This window comes from Actinomadura sp. 3N508 (assembly GCF_044326375.1).
In the GTDB taxonomy this organism is placed as follows: domain Bacteria; phylum Actinomycetota; class Actinomycetes; order Streptosporangiales; family Streptosporangiaceae; genus Spirillospora.
On the sequence record NZ_JBIRAX010000003.1, the window covers coordinates 886827 to 904992 of the forward strand.

Here is an 18166-nt window from a genome sequence, read left to right on the forward strand (position 1 = left end):
TCAGGCCCGGTCGCCGGGATCGGAGGATTCGTCCAGGGTGAGCGTGGCCGGGTCGATGGCGCCGCTGCGGTAGGCGGCGGCGCCGATGGTCTGGGCCGCGACGGGCGCGGTGATCAGCTGGAAGACGGCGACGAGCAGCAGCGGGGTGGCGTCCGAGAGGGAATCGGCCTGCGGCGCGACGCCCGCGAGGATGAGCAGGAGCCCGATCGTCTGCGGCTTCGTCGCCGCGTGCAGCCGGGTCAGCAGGTCGGGGAACCGCAGGACGCCGAGCGCGCCCACCGCGGAGAACGCCGCGCCCGCGGGCAGCAGCACGGCGGTGAGCACGTCGCCCGCGCTCACGCCCGCTCCTCCGCTCGTTCCTTCGCGCGTTCCGCCGCGAGGCGGGCCGCCGTCACCGAGCCCACGAAGCCGAGCAGCGCGATCGCCACGAGGATGGTCGCGTTGGCGGGCTCGTCGCTGGCGGCGGCGTGCACGGCGATGCCGCTGACCAGCAGCACGGACAGGACGTCCATCGCCATGATGCGGTCGAAGGCCGTCCGGCCGCGGATCAGCCGGACGGCGGTCATCAGGACGGCGGCGCCCAGCAGCGCCATGGTCACGGTGTAGACGGCGTTCATCGCTCCTCCTCCGTTGGCGGGACGTCGGCCCGGATGTCGTCGGACGGGGTCACGAGGGCCCGCATCAGCCTGCGCTCCGTGCGGAGCACGCCGTCCCGCATGGAGCCGGCCTCCTGCGGGCCGCGCACGGGCATGCCGTGGATGCGCAGCAGCGAGCGCTCCCAGTCGAGGCCGACCAGCAGCGTGCCGGGACGGAGCGAGACGCTGGTCGTCACCGTCAGCAGGACGAGCTCGGAGCGCGACTGGGCGTCGACCTCGATGATGGCGCCCCTGACCTGGCCGGGTGCGCGGAGCGCGTGCCAGCCGATGACGACGCTCGACACCGCCAGGTCCCACACGAACTCCAGCGCGGCCTTGGCGAACGGCACCGGCCGTACCCGCGTGACCAGCGGAACCGTGGGCAGCCTGCTCACCCCGTAGGCGATGAGGACGACGACCACGCCGCCGATCACGGTCGCGGCGTCGACCCGTCCCCAGAGCAGCAGCCATACGGCGAGCAGCCACACGCCCATGCCGAGCCGCCCGCCGATGTCTCTGAGCAGGCCGTTCACCGGGACTCCCCGCCGAGAACGGCCTGCCGGTAGGCGGACGGGTCGAGCAGGTCGATCGCGGCGCGCCGGCTCCACGACGACAGCGGCCCCGCGAACACCGCGATGAGGAGCCCGGCCACGACCATGACGGCGGTGACCGACTGCATCACCCGCACGCCGCCCCGCGTGTAGGAATCGTCGTCGGGCGGCTCGGCGGGCGGCTCGGGAACGCCCTCGGGACGCGGACGCCAGAACCCGAGCGTCCAGATCCGCGACATCGCCATCAGCGTCAGGACGCTCGCCAGCACCGCCACGCCCGTCACGGCATAGGCCAGCGGGCGCCCCTCGCCGAGCCCCGCCTGGAACAGCGCCAGCTTCGCGACGAACCCCGACGTCGGAGGCACCCCGCTCACGCTCATCGCCGGGACGAAGAACAGCACCGCGATGAACGACGAAAGCCGCGCCAGCCCGCCGAGCCGGTGCAGCGACGTCTCCCCCGTGCGCCCCTGCATCAGATCGCTGACCAGGAACAACGTCGCCTGCACGACGATGTGGTGGACGAGATAGAGGATCGCCCCGGTCAGCCCCGCGACGCTGAACAGCCCGAGCCCGAACAGCATGTACCCGATATGTCCGACGAGGGTGAACGAGAACACCCGGTGGATGTCGTCGTGCGTCAGCGCGCCGAGCGTGCCGATCAGCATCGTCCCGGCCGCCAGCGCCAGCATGATCCACGACCCGTTCTCGTGGGGGAACAGCAGCGTCTGGACGCGGATCAGCGCGTAGATCGCGGCCTTCGTCAGCAGCGCCGCGAACACGGCCGTGACCTTGGTGAGCGCCGCCGGGTAGGCGTCGGGCAGCCACAGGTGCATCGGCACGATCGCGCCCTTGATGCCGAACACGACGAGGAACAGCATGCCGAGCGCGGAGCGGGTGCCCGGGGGCAGGGCTTCCACGCGCGCCGACAGGTCGGCGAGGTTGACCGTCCCGGTGGCGGCGTAGGTCAGGCCGAGCGCGGTCAGGAACAGGATCGAGGACGTGAGGCTGACGACCGTGTACGTCATCCCGGCCCGCATCCGCTCCGCCGTCGGGGTGAGCGTCATCAGGACGTAGCTCGACGCGAGCATGACCTCGAACGCGACGAACAGGTTGAACAGGTCCCCGGCTAGGAACAGCAGGCAGACCCCGGCGGTCAGCGCGAGGTAGGCGGGGTAGAACACGCCGGGTTCGTGCCGTCCGAGCCCGCCGGCGCCCTCCCCCACCGCATGCAGCATGATCGCCAGCAGCACGCCGGCGGACACGACGAGCAGCAGCGCCGACAGCCGGTCCGCGACGAGCGTGATGCCGAGCGGCGCGGGCCACCCGCCCACCTGGACGGCGATCACCCCGTCCCGCGCGACGGCCGCCACCAGCCCGCCCGCGGCGGCGACCACACCGGCGCCGACCAGCGGCGCGAGCACCCGCAGCCACGTCTCCCGCCGCCGGCTGATCATCGCCAGCGCGGCACCGAGCAGCGGCAGCACGAACGGCAGCGGCACGAGCACGTTCATCCGCGGCCCCCGCCGCCGTCGCCGTCCCGCTGGTGGTCCCTGTCGCGCGGGTCCTCCTCCACCGGGTCGGACTCCTCCGCCTGCGGGTCGTCCTCGCGACGGCGGCGGCGTTCGGCGCAGATCCGGCGGTCCTCGACGTCGTCCATGACCTCGTCCGCGCCGAGGAGCAGCTGGCTCCGGTACGCGAGCGCCAGCAGGAACGCGGTGACCCCGAACGTGATCACGATCGCGGTCAGCGCCATCGCCTGCGGCAGCGGGTCCGCCGAGGGCCCCTCGCCCTCGCCGAGGATGGGCGGCGTGCCCGCCGCCCCGCCCGCCAGCAGCAGGACGAGGTTGGCGCCGTGCCCGAGCAGCATGAACCCGACCACGACCCGGATCAGCGACCGCTGCATCAGCAGGTCGAACCCGGCCGCGAACAGCACCCCGACGAGCACGACCAGGACGAGCGCGGGCCCGTTCACGCTCTCTCCTCCCCCGCTCGGGCTTCTTCAGCGAGGTCGTCCTCCAGGCTCGCGCCGAGGGTGGTGAGGATCGTCAGCACCAGGCCGAGCACCAGCAGGTACACGCCGATGTCGAAGAACAGGCTGGTCGGCAGGTCGATGTCCCCGATCACCGGCACGGACGCGTGCAGGATCTCGCCGCGCAGGAACTCCCCGCCGGACGTCCAGCCCGCCGCGCCCGTGGCGGCCGCCAGCCCGAGCCCGCCGCCGAGCAGCACGGTGGGACGCAGGGGTACCGCGGTCGCCAGCTCCCGCCGCCCGCCCGGCAGGTACCGCAGGACGAACGCCATGCCCGCGACGAGCCCGCCCACGAACCCGCCGCCCGGATGCCCGTGCCCCGCGATCAGCAGGTAGATCGAGAACACCAGGATCGTCGGGCCGAGCAGCCGCGCCGCCGCCTCCAGCACGACCGACGAGCCGCCGAGCGGTGGCCGTCCGGGCGTGGCGAGCCAGCGCGTCCGCGCCACTCCCCCCGCCTCCGTGCCCTCCGCTTCGGGGCCGATCCGCCGCCATGCCCCGGGACGCCCCATCACCAGCCCGGCCACGCCCATCGCCGCGACGGCCAGCACCGCGATCTCGCCGAGCGTGTCGAGGGCCCGCAGCTCGACGAGGATCAGGTTCACGATGTTCTTCGCCCCCTCCTCCTGCGCGGGCCCGGCGTACCGCGGCCCGACCGGTTCGGAGCCACGGCTCAGTGCCGCGACCACGAGGAAGACCGCGACGAACCCGCCGATGCCGAGGCTGATCGCACCGGTGGCGACGCGGCCGGGCGTGGTACGGCGCCACGGCGGGAACCGCTCCGGCAGCCGCCGCAGCACCAGCACCAGCATGATCAGCGAGAGGGTCTCCACGACGAGCAGCGTGAGGGCGAGGTCCGGGGCGCCCTGCATGACGAAGAGCCCGCCCGTCCCGTAGCCGACCCCGGCGAGCAGCAGCGCCGCCGACAGCCGCCGCCGCGCCCGCACCGCCGCGAGCGCGCACCCGGCGACCACCACGGCCAGGACGGGCTGCACCGGATCGTCCCAGGCCCGAAGCTCTTCCAGCCGCCCGGACGGGCCGCGCCCGCCGATCAGCCCGGCCGCCAGCGCCGTCCCCGGCAGGACGAGCACCGTCGCCGCGATCACCCCGAGGTACACCGGCAGCGACCCGATCTGCACGCGCCGCGTCACCGCGTGCGCGCCGTTGAGCACAGCCTCGATCACGCCGTCGTAGGCGCGCTGCACGTCCGGCACCCGCCACCGGACGTCCCGTTCCCGGCGCGCGGGGAACGACCGTCCGAACGCGAAGTACACCACGGCGCCCACCCCGATCCCGAGCGCGGACAACCCGAGCACCAGCCCGAACCCGTGCCACAACGCCAGGTCGTAGTCAGACCCCGGCTCCAGCGTTCTCGCATAGGGCTTGACCAGCTTCTGCACCGTTCCCGGGATCACGCCCAGCACGGACCCCGCCGCCGCCAGCACCACGACCGGCCCGGCAAGCCCCCACGACTCGCCGCGCCGCCCCTCCCCTGCGGCCCCGCCGAACGCGCCGTTCAGAAAGCGTGCGCCGTAGGCCACGGTCAACGCCGACCCCGTCACCACACCGGCGAGGACGGCGGCGTCCGCGCCCCCATGGGCGAACGCCTTGATCGCCGCCTCCTTCGCCACGAACCCCAGGAACGGCGGCAGCCCGATCATGGACGCGACCGCCGCCGCCCCGGCGATCGTGAGCACCGGCATCCGCCGTCCCTCTCCCGAGAGGCGCTCGGCCCGCCGCGTCCCCGTCTCGTGCTCCAGCACGCCGACCGCCAGGAACAGCGGCGCCTTGAACAGGCCGTGCGCGAGCAGCAGGGCGGCGCCCGCCAGCGCGGCCGTCGGCGTCCCGTCCCCGAGCAGGATCATGAGGAGGCCGAGCTGGCTCACCGTCCCGTAGGCGAGGAGGCGTTTCAGGTCGTCCTGCCGCAGCGCGACCAGCCCGCCGACGAACAGGCTGGCCAGCCCGGCCACGATGACCATCGGCCGCCACACGCCCGTGTCCGCGAACGCGGGCGCGAGCCGCGCCACCAGGTAGACGCCCGCCTTCACCATCGCGGCGGCGTGCAGGTAGGCGCTCACCGGTGTCGGCGCGACCATCGCCGCGGGCAGCCACGCGTGCAGCGGCACCTGCGCCGACTTGGCGAACGCGCCCAGCAGCACGAGCACCACGCCCACCTCGGCCGCCGCCCCGCCCGGCGGATCGGCCAGCAGAGCCGAGATCTTGTACGTCCCCCCGGCCTGCCCGAGCAGCACGAACCCGGCCAGCATCACCAGCCCGAACGCCGTGGTCATGAGCAGCGCCTCGACGGCCGCCCGCCTGTCCTCCGCCCGGTCCGGGCGGGCGGCGCCGATCAGGATGAACGAGCTAACAGTGGTCAGCTCCCAGAACACGTACAGGACGAGCAGGTTGTCGGCGAGCACGAGCCCGGTCATGGCGCCCGCGAACGCGACCAGCGTCCCGGTCATCAGCCGCTGGCCGGGCCCGAAGTACCAGCCCGAGTAACAGAGCACCACCGCGCCGACCCCGCCCACCAGCACCAGCATCACCACGGCCAGCGCGTCCAGCCGAAGGTCGATCGCCAGCCCCAGATCGGACGCCCACCCCACACTCGCCGTGACGTCGTCACCGGCCCGCGCCAACGCCCACCCCGCCGTCACCGCCGGGAGCACAGCGGCCGAGAGCGCCATCAGCCGCCCGTGCCGGCCCAGCGCCCACGGAACGGCGACCGCCGCGACGGCGTACGCCACAACCAGCACCACCACGCCGCCGCAGCCCCCCTCCGCGCCAGGCACGTCGCAGACGATCTACCCGGCCAGCGCCCCCGAAACTGAACGCCGCAGGGCCGTGCACACGGTGCGCGCGGACGATAAGCGTTCGATAACGGGCGCCCGTAGCGTCGTCGACGTCAATCCCCGCCGGACCTGACGGCGGGGACACGAAACGGGGAGAACATGAGCAAGATCCGAATCGGGCTGCTGGCCGGTGCGTTGACGGCGGGGGCCGTCATCGCCGCCGCGCCATCGGCCGCCCTCGCCTCCACGACCACCGCCACCACGGCCAGCTGCCCGAAGGGCGACGTGTGCGTGTGGAGCGGCAAGAACGCCACCGGCACCCGCTGCAACTGGGACGGCGACGACCCCGACTGGCAGGGCGGCGACGTCCGCTGCCGGCCGTACGGCTTCAAGGTCAACAGCATCTGGAACAACGGCTACACCAGCACCCCCTACAACAAGGTGAAGTTCTACCGGTACGCGAACTACGGGAGCCAGATCTCCGATCCCGTCCCGGTCACGTCCCGGCCGATCAACGCGGCGAACGTCTCCATCCGCTCCCACCAGTGGGCGAGGTAGGAGGGCACATGAAGAAGATCCGGATCGCCGTGACGGGCCTGGCCGCCGCCGGCCTCGCCACCGTCCTGATGCCCGCCGCCGCGCAGGCCGAGACCAGTGCGGCCGCCGCGTGGCAGGGCTCCTGCGCCAAGGGCGACTTCTGCGTCTGGAGCGGCAAGAACGGCACGGGCACCAAGTGCTCCTGGTACGGCAACGACAATGACTGGCAGGGCGGCGACGTCCGGTGCAGCCCGCGGTTCCTCGTCGCCTCGATGTGGAACAACGGCCACACCGGCTCGTACAGCAAGGTGAAGGTCTACTCGTTCGCCAACTACGAGAGCCACTGGGGCACGGTCTCGGCCGGCACGCGGACGAATTTCTGGGAGGGCCAGCTCATGCGCTCCCACCGCTGGGTGAACTGACACTCCCCCTCCCCGGAAGGCCGCCGAGCGCCACGCCCTCGGCGGCCTTCCCCTTTGTCAGCAGCAGCGCAGGGGCCGGTCGCGTCCCGTCGTGCGACGCCAGCGCAGCGCACGCTCACGCGGCACGGCACAGGTCTGCGCACCCGGAACGACGAACGTCCCCGAATGCGTGGACGGATCGTCCCGCAGGATGGCGGCATGGAGTTCCCGCAGCTCGCGCCCCGGTTCCAGCCCCAGTTCCTCGTCCAGCCTGCGGCGCCCCTCGTGGTAGACGTCGAGCGCCTCGCTCTGCCGTCCGGCCCGCGCCAGCGCCAGCATGAGCAGCGCCCGTAGCCGTTCCCGGTACGGATGCTCGCCCACGGGCCCCAGCAGCTCACCCACCAGCTCCCGGTGGCGGCCGAGCGCCAGCTCCACCTGCGCGGCCTCCTCGACCACGGCCAGCCGCAGCTCCTCCCACCGGACCGCGCCCGCCTCGACGAGCGGACCACCGAGCCCGGCGAGGACGGGCCCGTCCCAGAGCGCCAGCGCGTCACGGAACCGCCCGGCGGCCGAGGTCAGCCGCCCCGCCGCCGCGTCCCGCCGCCCCGCGGAAACAAGCCGCTCAGCGGCAAGCGCGTCGATGGTGACGCTCTCCCCAGAAATGCGGTATCCAGGCCGCACCGTCTCGATGACCTGCCGTTCCGTACCCGCCCGGCAGAAAGCGCGCCGTAACCCCGAAACAACAATGGCGACCTGAGTGCGAGCCGATTCCGGCGGGCCGTCCGGCCAGACGCCGTCCACGAGCCGCTCCACCGGCACCGGCCGATCTATTTCCAGAAGCAGCGCGGCCAGCACCAGCCGCGCCCTATCGCCGCCAAGGTCGATCTGGCCCCCGCGGACCCCGGCGCGCAGCGGCCCCAGAATCCGAAAATCAACGCGGTCGTTCACCCGTCGCGTCACCCTTCCAAAGGCGTCATTGCGTGGACGATCGCGGGGTGTGTATACGCCGTGAGCACGGCATGCGGGGTTACCCCCCGTAGGGTAGACAACGAACAGCCCGATGGGGTTCTCCACGGGCCGAAGATCCGTTCCGAATCGTTTAGAACAGCGAAACCCCAGGTCAGCGACACCGTCTGGTGATCGCCGGATCGGGCACACGGTCGGCCCGGACATCGGACGCGGGCACGTAACCCCAGCCGTACAGCTTCGGCAGAGCCGTCACCCGATCACCCTGCGTGTAGTACCAGACGTCGTTGCCGCCGGAATGGGGCTCACCGCGCGTCCAGCAGATGAACCAGCTCGGGTCGGTCTCCAATACGGCGACCTTGACCCCGAACCCCGCCTTCTCATACACGCTGACCCCGGGCCGATTCGCACACTGGAACATGTGCGGCCACGTCTGCTTGGCCCGCAGATCCTCAATGGTGCCGCGCAGAAAATGGCACTGCCCGCTCCGCACTTCGCCCCCGTCCCCGCGCCCCACCACAAACGCCACCACCCCAGCGGCCGCGACCACGAGAACACCCACCGCGAGATACGAACGCCACCGCCGTCCCCGACCACCGCCCACGCCGTCGACGACCGTCCCGGCCTCAACTTCGGCGCCCGTCTCAACGGTGCCGTCACCGCTGTCCATGAGCATGCGGTGAGCAGTCCAGCGGGCGACCTCGGCCTCGATCTCGGAGTCCGGCCAGCCGCGATAGCGCAGACAAGCCTCCACAAATCGGGCCGTCGCCGCATCCGGCGGCCTGGTGAGCGGGTTCTTGCCGATAAGCGTGGAAACCGTGGCGGGCGAGAGGCCAGGGCAGCGAAGGCACAACGCCCGGTACTTGGGACGCCCACACCACTCGTACAGCGCACGGAGCCTCTCGGTGAACTCCGCCCACGTGCCGGCTTCTTCGGGGGCAGGGGGCATCGGGGAGGGAGACACAGCGGGCAACGCACACTCCTGGGATCGAACCGGCCGCACATGCCGCAGACTGCGACAACCAATTGTGACGACCTAACTACTGTGCGGGTTCGACGGTCCGCACACCTCGATCCCGCCAAGAGACTGCCACAAAACCCAGCCCATTCCCGACATCCTGGCCAAACGACACACCGAGCCCCGGCCCGCAAGGACCGAGGCTCGACGCCAGCTGCCGCCGGAGGGGCGTTACCGCTTCAACTCCGCCACCAGCACCGCGAACACATCCCGCCGAACAACCAGCTTCGGCCCACCCGGATCCTTACTGTCACGCACCCCGACACCCTCGACCAGCCCCGCCAGCTCGACGCAGTTGTCTCCGAGTTCGCTGCTACGGGACGACTTGCGCCAGGTCTCACCCATCACTCACTCGCCATTCTGCGGAAGTTCTACTGTTCGAGGTCAGTGCTTCAGAGCTGCCATCAGCGCCGCGAACTCATTGCGTCCCAGGAGCAACTTCGGACCATCTGGATCCTTGCTGTCGCGCACACCGACACCTTCGGGGAGTCCAGCCAGCTCGATGCAGTTGTCTCCGTACTCGCTGCTGCGCGATGACTTGCGCCAAGTCACGTCCATCGCTCACTCACTACCCTTCGGATCAGCTCCACCGATGCGCTCGGCGAAAGCGCGTTGGCTTGCAGCCTACTGAAGGTCTCGGTGACGGTCGCCAGATCTTCTGGCACTCCGCTCGTATCGCCCGTTACGCAGTTGTCGAGGTACACCAGTTCACTTCGGTCTGGCTGCGTGGCAATGACGAACGGCGCCCGAGCGCCACGGATGTAGGCCATCGGAGCGATCTGGAGCGTGATGTTCTTACGTTCCGACAGAGCAATCAGGTGCTCCAATTGCTCTCGCATGATCTCTGGGGACCCAACCTCGCGGTAGAGAACGGACTCGTCCAGCACCACGAACACGGTGGGAGCATTGGGCTTGGTGAGGACGTTCTGTCGCCGCATCCGGTCCTGCACGGCTTCCTCGTCCTCCAAGATCGCGCTGGCGTACGCCTCCGTCTGGAAGAGTCCGTAGACGAGCCTGATCTCGAAGGCGCGCAGCATGACGGCGGACGCCTCAGCGAGGGGGAAGTCCGCGAAGTACTTCGGGTAGCCGCTGGAGCGGACGAGCTCGTCCCACTTATCGGCCAGGGTGGTGTCCGTCTCCAATGCCTTGTCCAGGCGTTCCGCAAAGTCCCTGCGGCATTTCGTGCTTCCCAGTTCGACCTGCGAGATGTAGCTCCGCGTGACCGCCGCTCGAGTCCCGAGCTCGGTCCGGGTGATGCCCACCTCTTCCCTCACCCGTCTGACCTCCGCGCCGAAGGCGAGGAGCTTCGCTGTCGGCTTGCGTCTGGCCATGTCTCAGCCTCCGGTGCCGTGAGTGGGAGGGACTCGCTCCGCCAACGGCCGTTAGCGGTACGCATGTGTTCCGGCGCTTCGGTGGTCACGCTACGCCGCGAAGTCAAGGCTGTGCAGCGAGTTACGAAAATTCAGACACATTCCCGAAGGTCGTACCGATGCCAGCAACAGCGCTCGCGCCAGAGCCTCCGCCCACGCTCGTCCTCGAATCCAATGACCAGGCGCCTCGGCTCGCGCGAAGGTTCGTCACCGAGCAGTTCGCCGAGTGGGGGATCGCCGACGACTACGACGCCCGGCTCGTGGTGTGCGAGCTGGTCACGAACAGCTTCGTCCACGGGGCGGGGCCGATCGTCCTGCGGTTGCTCCGCGAGCACGACGGCCGTCCGGTGGTCGAGGTCGAGGACAAGGGCGACGGACGCCCGGCGATCCAGCCCGAGGACGACGCCACCACGTCCGGCCGGGGGCTCCTGCTCATGGCGCAGCTCGTGCGCGCCTGGGGCGTCCGCCCGCTCAACAAGGGAGGAAAGGTCACGTGGGCCAAACTTCGCTGACGGCCTACCACCTCCGCCGGACGATCCACCACCGGTACCTGGACTGGCGCACCGCCCGAAACCACCACCTCGTCACGCAATACCTCGACCTGCTCGCACTCATTCTGGAGCGGAACGGATGGCGCTGCGTGAAGACGTACTCGCCAGACGTGGTCCCCGTCCGCATGCCGCTGCTGCGGGTCTACGGCACCGACCGCGCCGTGATCACGATCAACGTGAGGGCCGTCGCGGGAAACCGCTGGGCGTTCCACGAGGCGTCGCGCGGACGCCTCGGATACCTGGCCGACTGCGGCAGCGACATCAAGGAGACCGCCCAGGTCATCGGGCAGTTCCTGAGCAACCACCCGTAACCGCCGCCTGCGCCCCCGCCTCTCTCCGAGAAGCGGGGGCCTTCACATACCGCCGCCACCCACCCACGCCGCTCACCTCCTCACCGAACACTGGCCGCGCTACTGTCCGCGCCATGGATTTGTCGATGCCGATGTACGCCATGCCGGACACCGGCCTGCAGCACATTGACGTCCGGGCACAATTGGCGAGCTGGGACGCGGCCGGGCATCCCAGCCAGGTCCGGCTGGAGCAGTTCCTCGATGAGGCCGTGCAGAAGTGCGGCCCGCAACTCGACCTGCTTCCAGATCCGATCGCCTTGCGCTTGGACGTCGGCCTACCTAAGACCACGCCCCTGCTTGACCAGCATGACCTCGACAATTACCTGTTCCCGCTCGTCACCCGGCTGGCCAGGACCAGCGGCCGGAAGTTCGCATCGGTATGGGGCAACAAGCGGCACGGCACCGATGACCAACTCGTCGTGGCTGAGGCGATCCCCATGCAGCCCGACGGCTGGGCCCACGCCTTCGACCTCCGCACCACCGCGTCCGCCACCACGACCGCGTTCAAGGAAGAGATCGATCAGCAGCTCACCGAGGCCCTGCCCCTCCCCGAAGGGCCGGTCCGCCTCCACATCGGATTCGTCGTCGGCCCTCGCAGGCAATGGCCGAACCTGTGGAAGCCGACCATCGACGCCCTAGGCAGGATCCTCGGCAGAACATCACCGGATCGTCTGTGGCACCCACTCGACGGCCGCATCGTGCAACTCGGCCTCAGCGCCCGCACCGACCCGGAAATCGGCAACGACATAGCCCTCCGCATCCACGCCGCACCGGCGAACCCCCCGACTCCTCACTAGTCGAACCGGGGATTCCAATTCGTTTCCGAGGCGGATGGCCTCAGCCGTTGGCCAGGCTGCGGTTGAGGAGATCGATCAGACAGTCCCAGTGGCGCTGCAGCGCCGAGGGGTCGAAGGCGTCGGTGTCGGACATGGTGAAGCCGTGCACGGTGCCGGGATAGATCTCGGACGTGTAGTCGACGCCCGCGTCCTCCAGTACCTGGTTGAGCTGGGCTAGGGCCTCGGGGGTCATGTCCGTCTCGGCGTGGCCGAGGTACACCTGGGCGGTGAGCTTCGAGAGGCTGCCGGGCCCGTCGATGCCAACGGGTCCGTGGAACCCGGCGACGGCGGCCACCCGCCCGGGATTGGCCACGGCGGTACGCATCGCCAGAAGGCCCCCGATGCAATAGCCGGTCACCGCGACCGGTCCGGCGCTCACCTCGGGCTGGTCGTCGAGGAACCAAAGATAGGCGTCGGCGTCGCTCAAAGTCCGTTCCAAGGTGTGCGCCTCGATCAAAGGCATCAACTGCGCAAGGAGCGCGGGCCGGACCTCTTCTCCGATGTGCTCGGGAAGCTCGAAGACCGGTGCCGGGCCGTGCCGGTAGAAATAGTTGGGGACGAGCACGTAGTAGCCGTGCCCGGCCAGTTCGCCGGCCATCTCCCGCAGTACGGGCCGGATGCCGAAGCCGTCCGCGTACATCAGCACCCCGGGGTGCCGCCCGCCCCCGTCAGGGAAGGCGGCGAAGGCGTCGGCCTGGCCGTCGGGGGTGGCGATCTGCAGAACCTTGGTGGGCATGAAGTCTCCTGTCGTGGTTGATAGGTCGAACCTTCGATCAACACGACGGAGGAGGAGCCCGCGCCGCAGCGCGAGATCCCCGGTCGCAGAGCGGGCCCGAGCCGGCTCGTGCGGCGCTCAGGAGAGCACCGGGTCACCCATCCGTGTGCGGCGCAATGCCATCCCGGTAGTCATCGCCGCACAACATAACCCATCCGACAAACCCGGCGCACCCGACTGTGGCGGCCGTTGGCGCGGAAGCGGCGGATCTCAGTTCGCCGGGCGTGGCCGTGGGCGGGTGGGGCTGACCAGGCGGGTGTCATAGGCGAAGATCACCGCTTGGACGCGGTCCCGGGCGCCGATCTTCGCCAGAATGCGTCCAACATGCGTCTTCACCGTCGACTCGGCGAGGTGGAAGCGCTCGGCGATCTCGCCGTTGGTCAGCCCCAGCGCGATGGCCTCCAGCACTTCCTGGTCCCGCTCGGTGAGCGTCGCCAGGCGCGGGCCAGGGCCGGTATCCGGCGAGCCGTCGCCCGAAGGCAGCGCGACCCGGCCGAATGCCGCCGTCAGATCGCCGCGCTTGTCGAGTTCGCCGAGCAGGCCATGAACCTCAATTCCTGATATGTCACGCCCGGCGGGCGCTAGAAGGGAGAGGCCCCGACCGGCGAAGCGGTCGAGGCCTGTTTCGTCTCCCCTCATGTCACAGGTCGTAGGCACCGCGCTTGGTCTTCTGCAGGAAGGCCTCCCACTCGCGGGGGCTGAAGTCCAGCACCGGGTCGGTGCCGGGAGCCGCGTTGTCCCGGACGACGATCGTGTCCGGGCGGCGGGCGGTCTCGACGCAGCTTTCGTTGCCGTCGCAAGCGCGGCTCTTGCGCCAGCGCAGGCCGTGGGCAGGCTGCTCGCTGTTGTTCCGGGGATTCTCTAGGGTGGGCATGCGGACATGCGCCTTTCCGATCAGGGGGTGGCGTGTCTGGTGAATGAGAGGCGGCGCCCCTGTACCAGCAGGGGCATCGCTTGGCGGCGGAAGGGCACTTGCTGTCTGTGGTAGGGCGCAAGTGGCCCGTCCGCCGCCGCTGGCGGACTACGGGATCGCGGGGTGAACCCGGCCGGTGACCGGCCCGCGCTACTGATGATCACCGGATCTCGTGATGAGGGTCCTCAGCCGGACGTAGGCCTTGGCCCAGACATCCAGTTCCGCGCGTGTGGCGCCGCAGCCGGCCAGGTAGGACAGCACGAGATCCTTCTTGGACAACTTGCCCTTCTTGCCGTCGCGGATCAGGTTGGAGTAGGACCCCGTGCTGTAGGGGTGGATCTCCAGGCCGGTCTCCGCCGTGAGCTCGGTGTTCACGTCCGAGCAGTGCTTGACGATCTCGCGCAGCGATCTCTCTCCGTGGGTGAGGTTGAAGAGCTCCAGAGCCTGGGTGAACTCGGCGACCGTTTGAACACCCATCGGGTCGATCGTTTCGATGTCCTCCTCTGTGCGGTCTTGCCTGATGGGCGGTTCGGCGGCGGGGATGCTCGGCGTGTGCCGCCGGCCGCCGGCGGCGGTGTCGCCCGTGCTGGTGGGTGTCGGCAGAGCGATCCAGAAGCTGGTGACACCCGGGCTGGAGACCCCGAGGGTCAGCAGAGTGGCCGGTAGCCGGACCGGACCGCCGGGGCTGCGCGGTTCCCCGGTCCAGTCGGAGCCGGGGAAGGTGATCTGCTCGTACAGCTCTCCCGCGACGCTGAGGTCCGCCGGGTCGGCGTCCAGGACCAGGAGCACGGCCGCGACGGCGTCCCAGGAAACGCGGGTGTAGTCGCCGGCAAGAACCTGCTGCACCCTGCCCAGGGTGAGCTTGGCCCGCTCGGCGATCACCGTCTGCTCGAAGCCCGAACGCTTACGGCGCCGAACGCAGTAGATCAGCCCTCGCAGTTTCTCGCTCGGCGAGCCGTCCGCACCGAAGTGCTCGGTGAGGTGCTCCCTAACCCGCGCGATCTCGATTTCGGTTGACTTGCGTGCACGTCCTCGCAGTTGCATATCGGTGGCGTGACGGAGAGACCGGGCCCTACAGATCACCTGCGGTCCGAGCTCCGGGGCACGCTCCAAGGGGAACGGAGGCGGTGCCGTCGGCGCGAGCGCCCGCGTCCGGGGACGCCGCATAGTCAAAGATCAGCATTGGTCTCCTCTTTCTTGATCAGGGAACAGCGAGATGGGAGGTCCCGCGAGCGCTGCGCGCTGGGGTGGTGCGCAGCCAGCGACCCGGGTTAGCGGCTCGGATCATCGACGCTCGGTGAGCCAAGAATGCCAGATCCCGAACGGAATCCATGTCCTTTGCGCCACTCGTCCCTTTACAAGTTGATTTAGTCAGTAAACACGGCGACGACCTGCGATAACGCCCTTAGTGTTCAGTCTTGTACAGCCTTGTTCAGTGTGGCGAGGGCCGCTGACACCGGACTTGGATGTTGGCTTTAATGGAATGGCCGTCCCCTCAAACGTACGATCTGATCCCTTTTGTCCCCGGGCCATGCTCGCCGGGAACCACCCAGTCCCCGCCTGGCCCGCGGCCGGGTAGATCGAATGTTCCGGGGGCAGCGCAGATGGGAGCCCCCCTCCAACACGCAGGTGAACCTGTTAGCGGCAGGGAAGAGGGGGGCCGGTGTAGGCGCGGGGTGCGCCAGACGACCCTCTGGCGCACCCGCGTACCGTGTCAGCGGCCATACCTGATCTGGAGACTCCGGGATGGAAGGCCGCCTGCGGACGCCCGAGCGTGCGTCAAGTCTCGTCAACGCCGTTCCTCACGTGCACGCTGCCGGGCGGATCATCAGCATGCGGGTGGCGGCGCCGGTGCGGCTCTCCCTGCAGCTGATGCGGTGACGGTCGTAGCGGCGGAATCGACGAGGCCGCCGACCTCGGTGACGTCGGCGTGGAGCCGGTCGGAGACGATCCCGGCCGCTCGGCGGCCGTGCCTGCGGCGCCGTGGTCGTCGCGACGGACCTGCCCGGCGTGCACGGCCGGCCGCAGCCTGAGCTGGGCGGTGTGGCCGGCCAGGGTGGTGGTCCGGCCGCGGGTCCTGGTTCACGCCGACCGCCCCGAGCGCGGCTCCGGCACCGGAGGCGACGCGGGGGCCTGGGGCGGGTGGGGTGCCGGGCAGTCCGGGGGGCACGGGTCCTCGGTGGAGTCGCTCCAGTACTCGATCAGCTCCTGCTCGGTCATGTCGGCCGGCGCGATGGCGGGAGCCGGGCGGGCGGCGTGCAGTTCCCAGGTGGAGATCAGCAGGAGCAGCAGCACGTCGTCATCGTTGAAGCGGGTGGCCGCGGTCGGGACGGTGCGCGCTCCCGGGAGGGAGCGGCGCTGGTCGGTGGCACGGCGAGCGGCGCCGTACATGGCCGGTCGGTGTACAGGCATCAGAGGTGCGGTCCTTGTCAAGGGGTCAGGGGACGGACGGTCACCAGTAGGCCAGCCCACCGCCCGCACGGGCCATGCGAAGACAAGGATCAGAAACAATCGGAACGCTCTGCCGCACCGCCGACGGGGAATAACCGGACAGATGTCCCCATTCACCCCTTTCCAACGCGAACGAAATTCGAGTGATCGCCGTTTGTGTCGCGTGACACAAACCTTCGCCGCATGCCGTTCCGGAGCGTTCCGTGCCGTTCCGGATTGCTCTGCCCAGCTTGAAAACACACGTCAAGGCACGGCATGGGACAGGTCGGAACAGTCCGGAACGGCATGACTTGCAACCAATCCACCCGCAAAGGGCCCAGTGATGAGACCATTCCATCGCGTTAACGATCTCTCAGCGAGGAAGATCCATCACGTTAGGGCTCGCGGAATGCCGACCAACCCCTCACGAACAAGCGCCGCATTGGATGAGTTCATCCGTGACCTCCTCCAATTCACCCACGCGTGCGGTTCTCCTCACTACCGGGAGCTGGCGAAGCTCGCGCCCGAGGTCCTGGCCCGGCACAAGAAGCGCATCCCGGTGCTGCGGCCGCTGTCGCTCACCGCGATCAGCAACGTCATGACCCGCCAGCGGCGGGGGCCCCAGCCGTGGGGGTGGGTCGCCACCTACGTGCTGACCTGCCTGCACTACGTCGAGAAGACAGGGATCACCCCCGATTTCCCCGGCCCCGCCGACCTGCAGGCCTGGCACACCCGCTACCAGGCCATGCGCGATCAACTGGACTGCCTGCCGGCGCCTGTCCCAGACTCCGCCGGGATCCCGGCGGCTGACGTCCTCGCCGAGCTCCGAGCCGGGCCGACCGGGTCACGCACGGCGGCCCTCGCGCGGCCGGGTGAGAACCAGGACACCGCGCCGGCCGCGATCGCCGTGCGGACCGTCCGGGACCAGGGCGGCGAGGAGGGACGCGGCCACGACGGCCGGTGGACCGGGCCGGCAGCAGAGCCGGATCCCCGGACGCAGGTGAGCGTGGACGAGGACGGGCACTTTCTGCCCGACCTGCCGTCCTTGTCGCACCGCCGCTACTACGAGCTGTTCGGCCGGCACGGCGTCGACCTGCTGAACACCGCCGAACGCGGTGACCCCGACGCCTCGTGCCGGGTGGGAATCCTGCTGCTCTGCCGGGACCGGCCTGCCGAAGCCCACGTATGGCTGGCCGCAGCGGCCCGATCCGGTGACGAGGCCGCCAGGGTCCTGATCAACGCCGAGCCCGGCCAACGCAAGCAGATGGCCGCCGAACTCGCCTACGAACTCACCCTTCCGGGCTACCACCAGGACCGCTCCCCGGGCCGTCCAGAGATCCCGACCGGTGCCGAGACCTACTACCGCGCCGCGGCCTGGGCCGGGCATCCGGGTGCCACCGTCCGCCTAGGGCTGATCTACGAGGCACGCGGGGACACCGCCTCCGCCCTGTTCATCTTGGCCGAGGCGGCCAAGCATCACCCCGACGCCCACCGTCACTTCGTCCGCCTCAACCAGCAATACGCCCAGCACCAACTCCAGACCGACTAGAGACCCGCCGGCCTCGGCTTTCGTCGAGGGCGGGGAGCTGGATGGCGCGGGGCCAACGCGACTCCGCTCGGGGCTTCAACCTCAGCGTTTGCGGGTCTCAGCCAAGCAGGGATGGGAAGGGCCCCGTTCCGGCCTGACCGGGCGGGGCCCGACCTGCGACTTTGGAATCCTGGAGAAGCTCCCCCGAGAACACCTGAATACAACCCCGAGCCGCAACCGGGAGGGGGCGTGGGGGCGGAGCCCTCACATCGGGGGTCCGGGGGTCGCCCCCCGGGAAGACACTGCGGGCCACAGCGAAAGCGAGCGAAGCTCGCTGAGCACACCACGCCCGCCTCGGCTCCCGCGATTGGACTCGAAGCACACCCAGCCACATTCCACCAGGTCAGCACCGACCCGACCAGCGCGCACACGTCCGCCAAGGTCCGGCACAGCCCGCAAAGCCGTGCCCCCATCGTCAAGCAGC

23 protein-coding genes are annotated in these 18166 nt (G+C 69.9%); 7 read left to right on the top strand and 16 right to left on the bottom strand.

Annotated elements, in window-relative coordinates:
• Genes mnhG through ACH34S_RS15475 form a run of 6 tightly spaced genes read right to left on the bottom strand, consistent with a single transcriptional unit; the run spans position 1 to position 6007 of the window.
• Complete coding sequence (gene mnhG, locus ACH34S_RS15450) at positions 1 to 339, bottom strand: monovalent cation/H(+) antiporter subunit G (protein ID WP_395953283.1); 339 nt, start codon at positions 337 to 339, stop codon at positions 1 to 3.
• Positions 336 to 617 (bottom strand): monovalent cation/H+ antiporter complex subunit F, encoded by a 282-nt coding sequence (locus tag ACH34S_RS15455; protein ID WP_395953284.1) that lies wholly within the window; start codon positions 615 to 617, stop codon positions 336 to 338. Before ACH34S_RS15455 ends, mnhG begins: the two co-directional genes overlap by 4 nt.
• Positions 614 to 1168 carry a Na+/H+ antiporter subunit E gene (locus ACH34S_RS15460; RefSeq protein WP_395953285.1) on the bottom strand — a complete coding sequence of 185 codons (555 nt, stop codon included), beginning with the start codon at positions 1166 to 1168 and terminating at the stop codon, positions 614 to 616. Before ACH34S_RS15460 ends, ACH34S_RS15455 begins: the two co-directional genes overlap by 4 nt.
• Entirely contained in the window at positions 1165 to 2697 is a 1533-nt protein-coding gene (locus ACH34S_RS15465) for a Na+/H+ antiporter subunit D (protein ID WP_395953286.1), read from the bottom strand. The genes ACH34S_RS15460 and ACH34S_RS15465 overlap by 4 nt, the downstream gene beginning before the upstream one ends.
• The gene (locus tag ACH34S_RS15470; protein WP_395953287.1) at positions 2694 to 3158 is read right to left on the bottom strand and encodes a Na(+)/H(+) antiporter subunit C; all 465 of its coding nucleotides are present in this window, start codon (positions 3156 to 3158) and stop codon (positions 2694 to 2696) included. The genes ACH34S_RS15465 and ACH34S_RS15470 overlap by 4 nt, the downstream gene beginning before the upstream one ends.
• A complete protein-coding gene (locus tag ACH34S_RS15475) occupies positions 3155 to 6007 on the bottom strand; it encodes a Na+/H+ antiporter subunit A (protein WP_395953288.1) in 2853 nt (950 codons plus the stop codon). The genes ACH34S_RS15470 and ACH34S_RS15475 overlap by 4 nt, the downstream gene beginning before the upstream one ends.
• Before the next feature lie 159 nt (positions 6008 to 6166).
• Here ACH34S_RS15475 and ACH34S_RS15480 point away from each other — a divergent pair, with 159 nt between their 5' ends.
• Positions 6167 to 6565 (top strand): peptidase inhibitor family I36 protein, encoded by a 399-nt coding sequence (locus tag ACH34S_RS15480; protein ID WP_395953289.1) that lies wholly within the window; start codon positions 6167 to 6169, stop codon positions 6563 to 6565.
• Positions 6566 to 6573: 8 nt separating this feature from the next.
• Positions 6574 to 6966: a peptidase inhibitor family I36 protein gene (locus ACH34S_RS15485; RefSeq protein WP_395953290.1), complete on the top strand. Its 393-nt coding sequence runs from the start codon at positions 6574 to 6576 to the stop codon at positions 6964 to 6966.
• A 57-nt stretch (positions 6967 to 7023) separates the two neighbouring features.
• Here ACH34S_RS15485 and ACH34S_RS15490 read toward each other — a convergent pair whose 3' ends face one another.
• The 5 genes from ACH34S_RS15490 to ACH34S_RS15510 form a co-directional block, all read right to left on the bottom strand.
• A complete protein-coding gene (locus tag ACH34S_RS15490; protein ID WP_395953291.1) occupies positions 7024 to 7893 on the bottom strand; it encodes a BTAD domain-containing putative transcriptional regulator in 870 nt (289 codons plus the stop codon).
• Positions 7894 to 8065: 172 nt separating this feature from the next.
• Positions 8066 to 8860, bottom strand: a complete 795-nt coding sequence (locus ACH34S_RS15495; protein ID WP_395953292.1) for a hypothetical protein — start codon at positions 8858 to 8860, stop codon at positions 8066 to 8068.
• A gap of 240 nt (positions 8861 to 9100) precedes the next feature.
• Entirely contained in the window at positions 9101 to 9274 is a 174-nt protein-coding gene (locus ACH34S_RS15500) for a DUF397 domain-containing protein (protein WP_395953293.1), read from the bottom strand.
• Between the two features lie 39 nt (positions 9275 to 9313).
• Complete coding sequence (locus ACH34S_RS15505; protein ID WP_395953294.1) at positions 9314 to 9487, bottom strand: DUF397 domain-containing protein; 174 nt, start codon at positions 9485 to 9487, stop codon at positions 9314 to 9316.
• Complete coding sequence (locus tag ACH34S_RS15510) at positions 9478 to 10260, bottom strand: helix-turn-helix domain-containing protein (RefSeq protein ID WP_395953295.1); 783 nt, start codon at positions 10258 to 10260, stop codon at positions 9478 to 9480. The genes ACH34S_RS15505 and ACH34S_RS15510 overlap by 10 nt, the downstream gene beginning before the upstream one ends.
• Before the next feature lie 158 nt (positions 10261 to 10418).
• Here ACH34S_RS15510 and ACH34S_RS15515 point away from each other — a divergent pair, with 158 nt between their 5' ends.
• The 3 genes from ACH34S_RS15515 to ACH34S_RS15525 all read left to right on the top strand — a co-directional run bounded on the left by ACH34S_RS15515 (position 10419) and on the right by ACH34S_RS15525 (position 11997).
• A complete protein-coding gene (locus tag ACH34S_RS15515; protein WP_395953296.1) occupies positions 10419 to 10811 on the top strand; it encodes an ATP-binding protein in 393 nt (130 codons plus the stop codon).
• Complete coding sequence (locus ACH34S_RS15520) at positions 10793 to 11161, top strand: hypothetical protein (RefSeq protein WP_395953297.1); 369 nt, start codon at positions 10793 to 10795, stop codon at positions 11159 to 11161. Before ACH34S_RS15515 ends, ACH34S_RS15520 begins: the two co-directional genes overlap by 19 nt.
• Positions 11162 to 11274: 113 nt before the next feature.
• Positions 11275 to 11997, top strand: coding sequence for a hypothetical protein (locus ACH34S_RS15525; RefSeq protein ID WP_395953298.1), 723 nt, complete (start codon positions 11275 to 11277; stop codon positions 11995 to 11997).
• 40 nt (positions 11998 to 12037) lie between these two features.
• Here ACH34S_RS15525 and ACH34S_RS15530 read toward each other — a convergent pair whose 3' ends face one another.
• From ACH34S_RS15530 to ACH34S_RS15545, 4 genes are all read right to left on the bottom strand, one after another.
• Positions 12038 to 12772 carry a dienelactone hydrolase family protein gene (locus ACH34S_RS15530; RefSeq protein ID WP_395953299.1) on the bottom strand — a complete coding sequence of 245 codons (735 nt, stop codon included), beginning with the start codon at positions 12770 to 12772 and terminating at the stop codon, positions 12038 to 12040.
• Between the two features lie 249 nt (positions 12773 to 13021).
• Positions 13022 to 13450 carry a response regulator transcription factor gene (locus ACH34S_RS15535; protein WP_395953300.1) on the bottom strand — a complete coding sequence of 143 codons (429 nt, stop codon included), beginning with the start codon at positions 13448 to 13450 and terminating at the stop codon, positions 13022 to 13024.
• A gap of 1 nt (position 13451) precedes the next feature.
• A complete protein-coding gene (locus tag ACH34S_RS15540; RefSeq protein ID WP_395953301.1) occupies positions 13452 to 13685 on the bottom strand; it encodes a DUF397 domain-containing protein in 234 nt (77 codons plus the stop codon).
• Positions 13686 to 13874: 189 nt separating this feature from the next.
• A complete protein-coding gene (locus ACH34S_RS15545) occupies positions 13875 to 14768 on the bottom strand; it encodes a helix-turn-helix domain-containing protein (RefSeq protein ID WP_395953302.1) in 894 nt (297 codons plus the stop codon).
• 702 nt (positions 14769 to 15470) lie between these two features.
• On the opposite strand from ACH34S_RS15545, the gene ACH34S_RS15550 reads away from it, so the two are divergent.
• Positions 15471 to 15605: a hypothetical protein gene (locus ACH34S_RS15550; RefSeq protein WP_395953303.1), complete on the top strand. Its 135-nt coding sequence runs from the start codon at positions 15471 to 15473 to the stop codon at positions 15603 to 15605.
• A 201-nt stretch (positions 15606 to 15806) separates the two neighbouring features.
• Here ACH34S_RS15550 and ACH34S_RS15555 read toward each other — a convergent pair whose 3' ends face one another.
• Positions 15807 to 16136: a hypothetical protein gene (locus ACH34S_RS15555; protein WP_395953304.1), complete on the bottom strand. Its 330-nt coding sequence runs from the start codon at positions 16134 to 16136 to the stop codon at positions 15807 to 15809.
• 460 nt (positions 16137 to 16596) lie between these two features.
• Between ACH34S_RS15555 and ACH34S_RS15560 the strand changes: the two genes are divergently transcribed.
• Positions 16597 to 17703 carry a hypothetical protein gene (locus ACH34S_RS15560; RefSeq protein ID WP_395953305.1) on the top strand — a complete coding sequence of 369 codons (1107 nt, stop codon included), beginning with the start codon at positions 16597 to 16599 and terminating at the stop codon, positions 17701 to 17703.
• Positions 17704 to 18166: the final 463 nt, after the last annotated feature.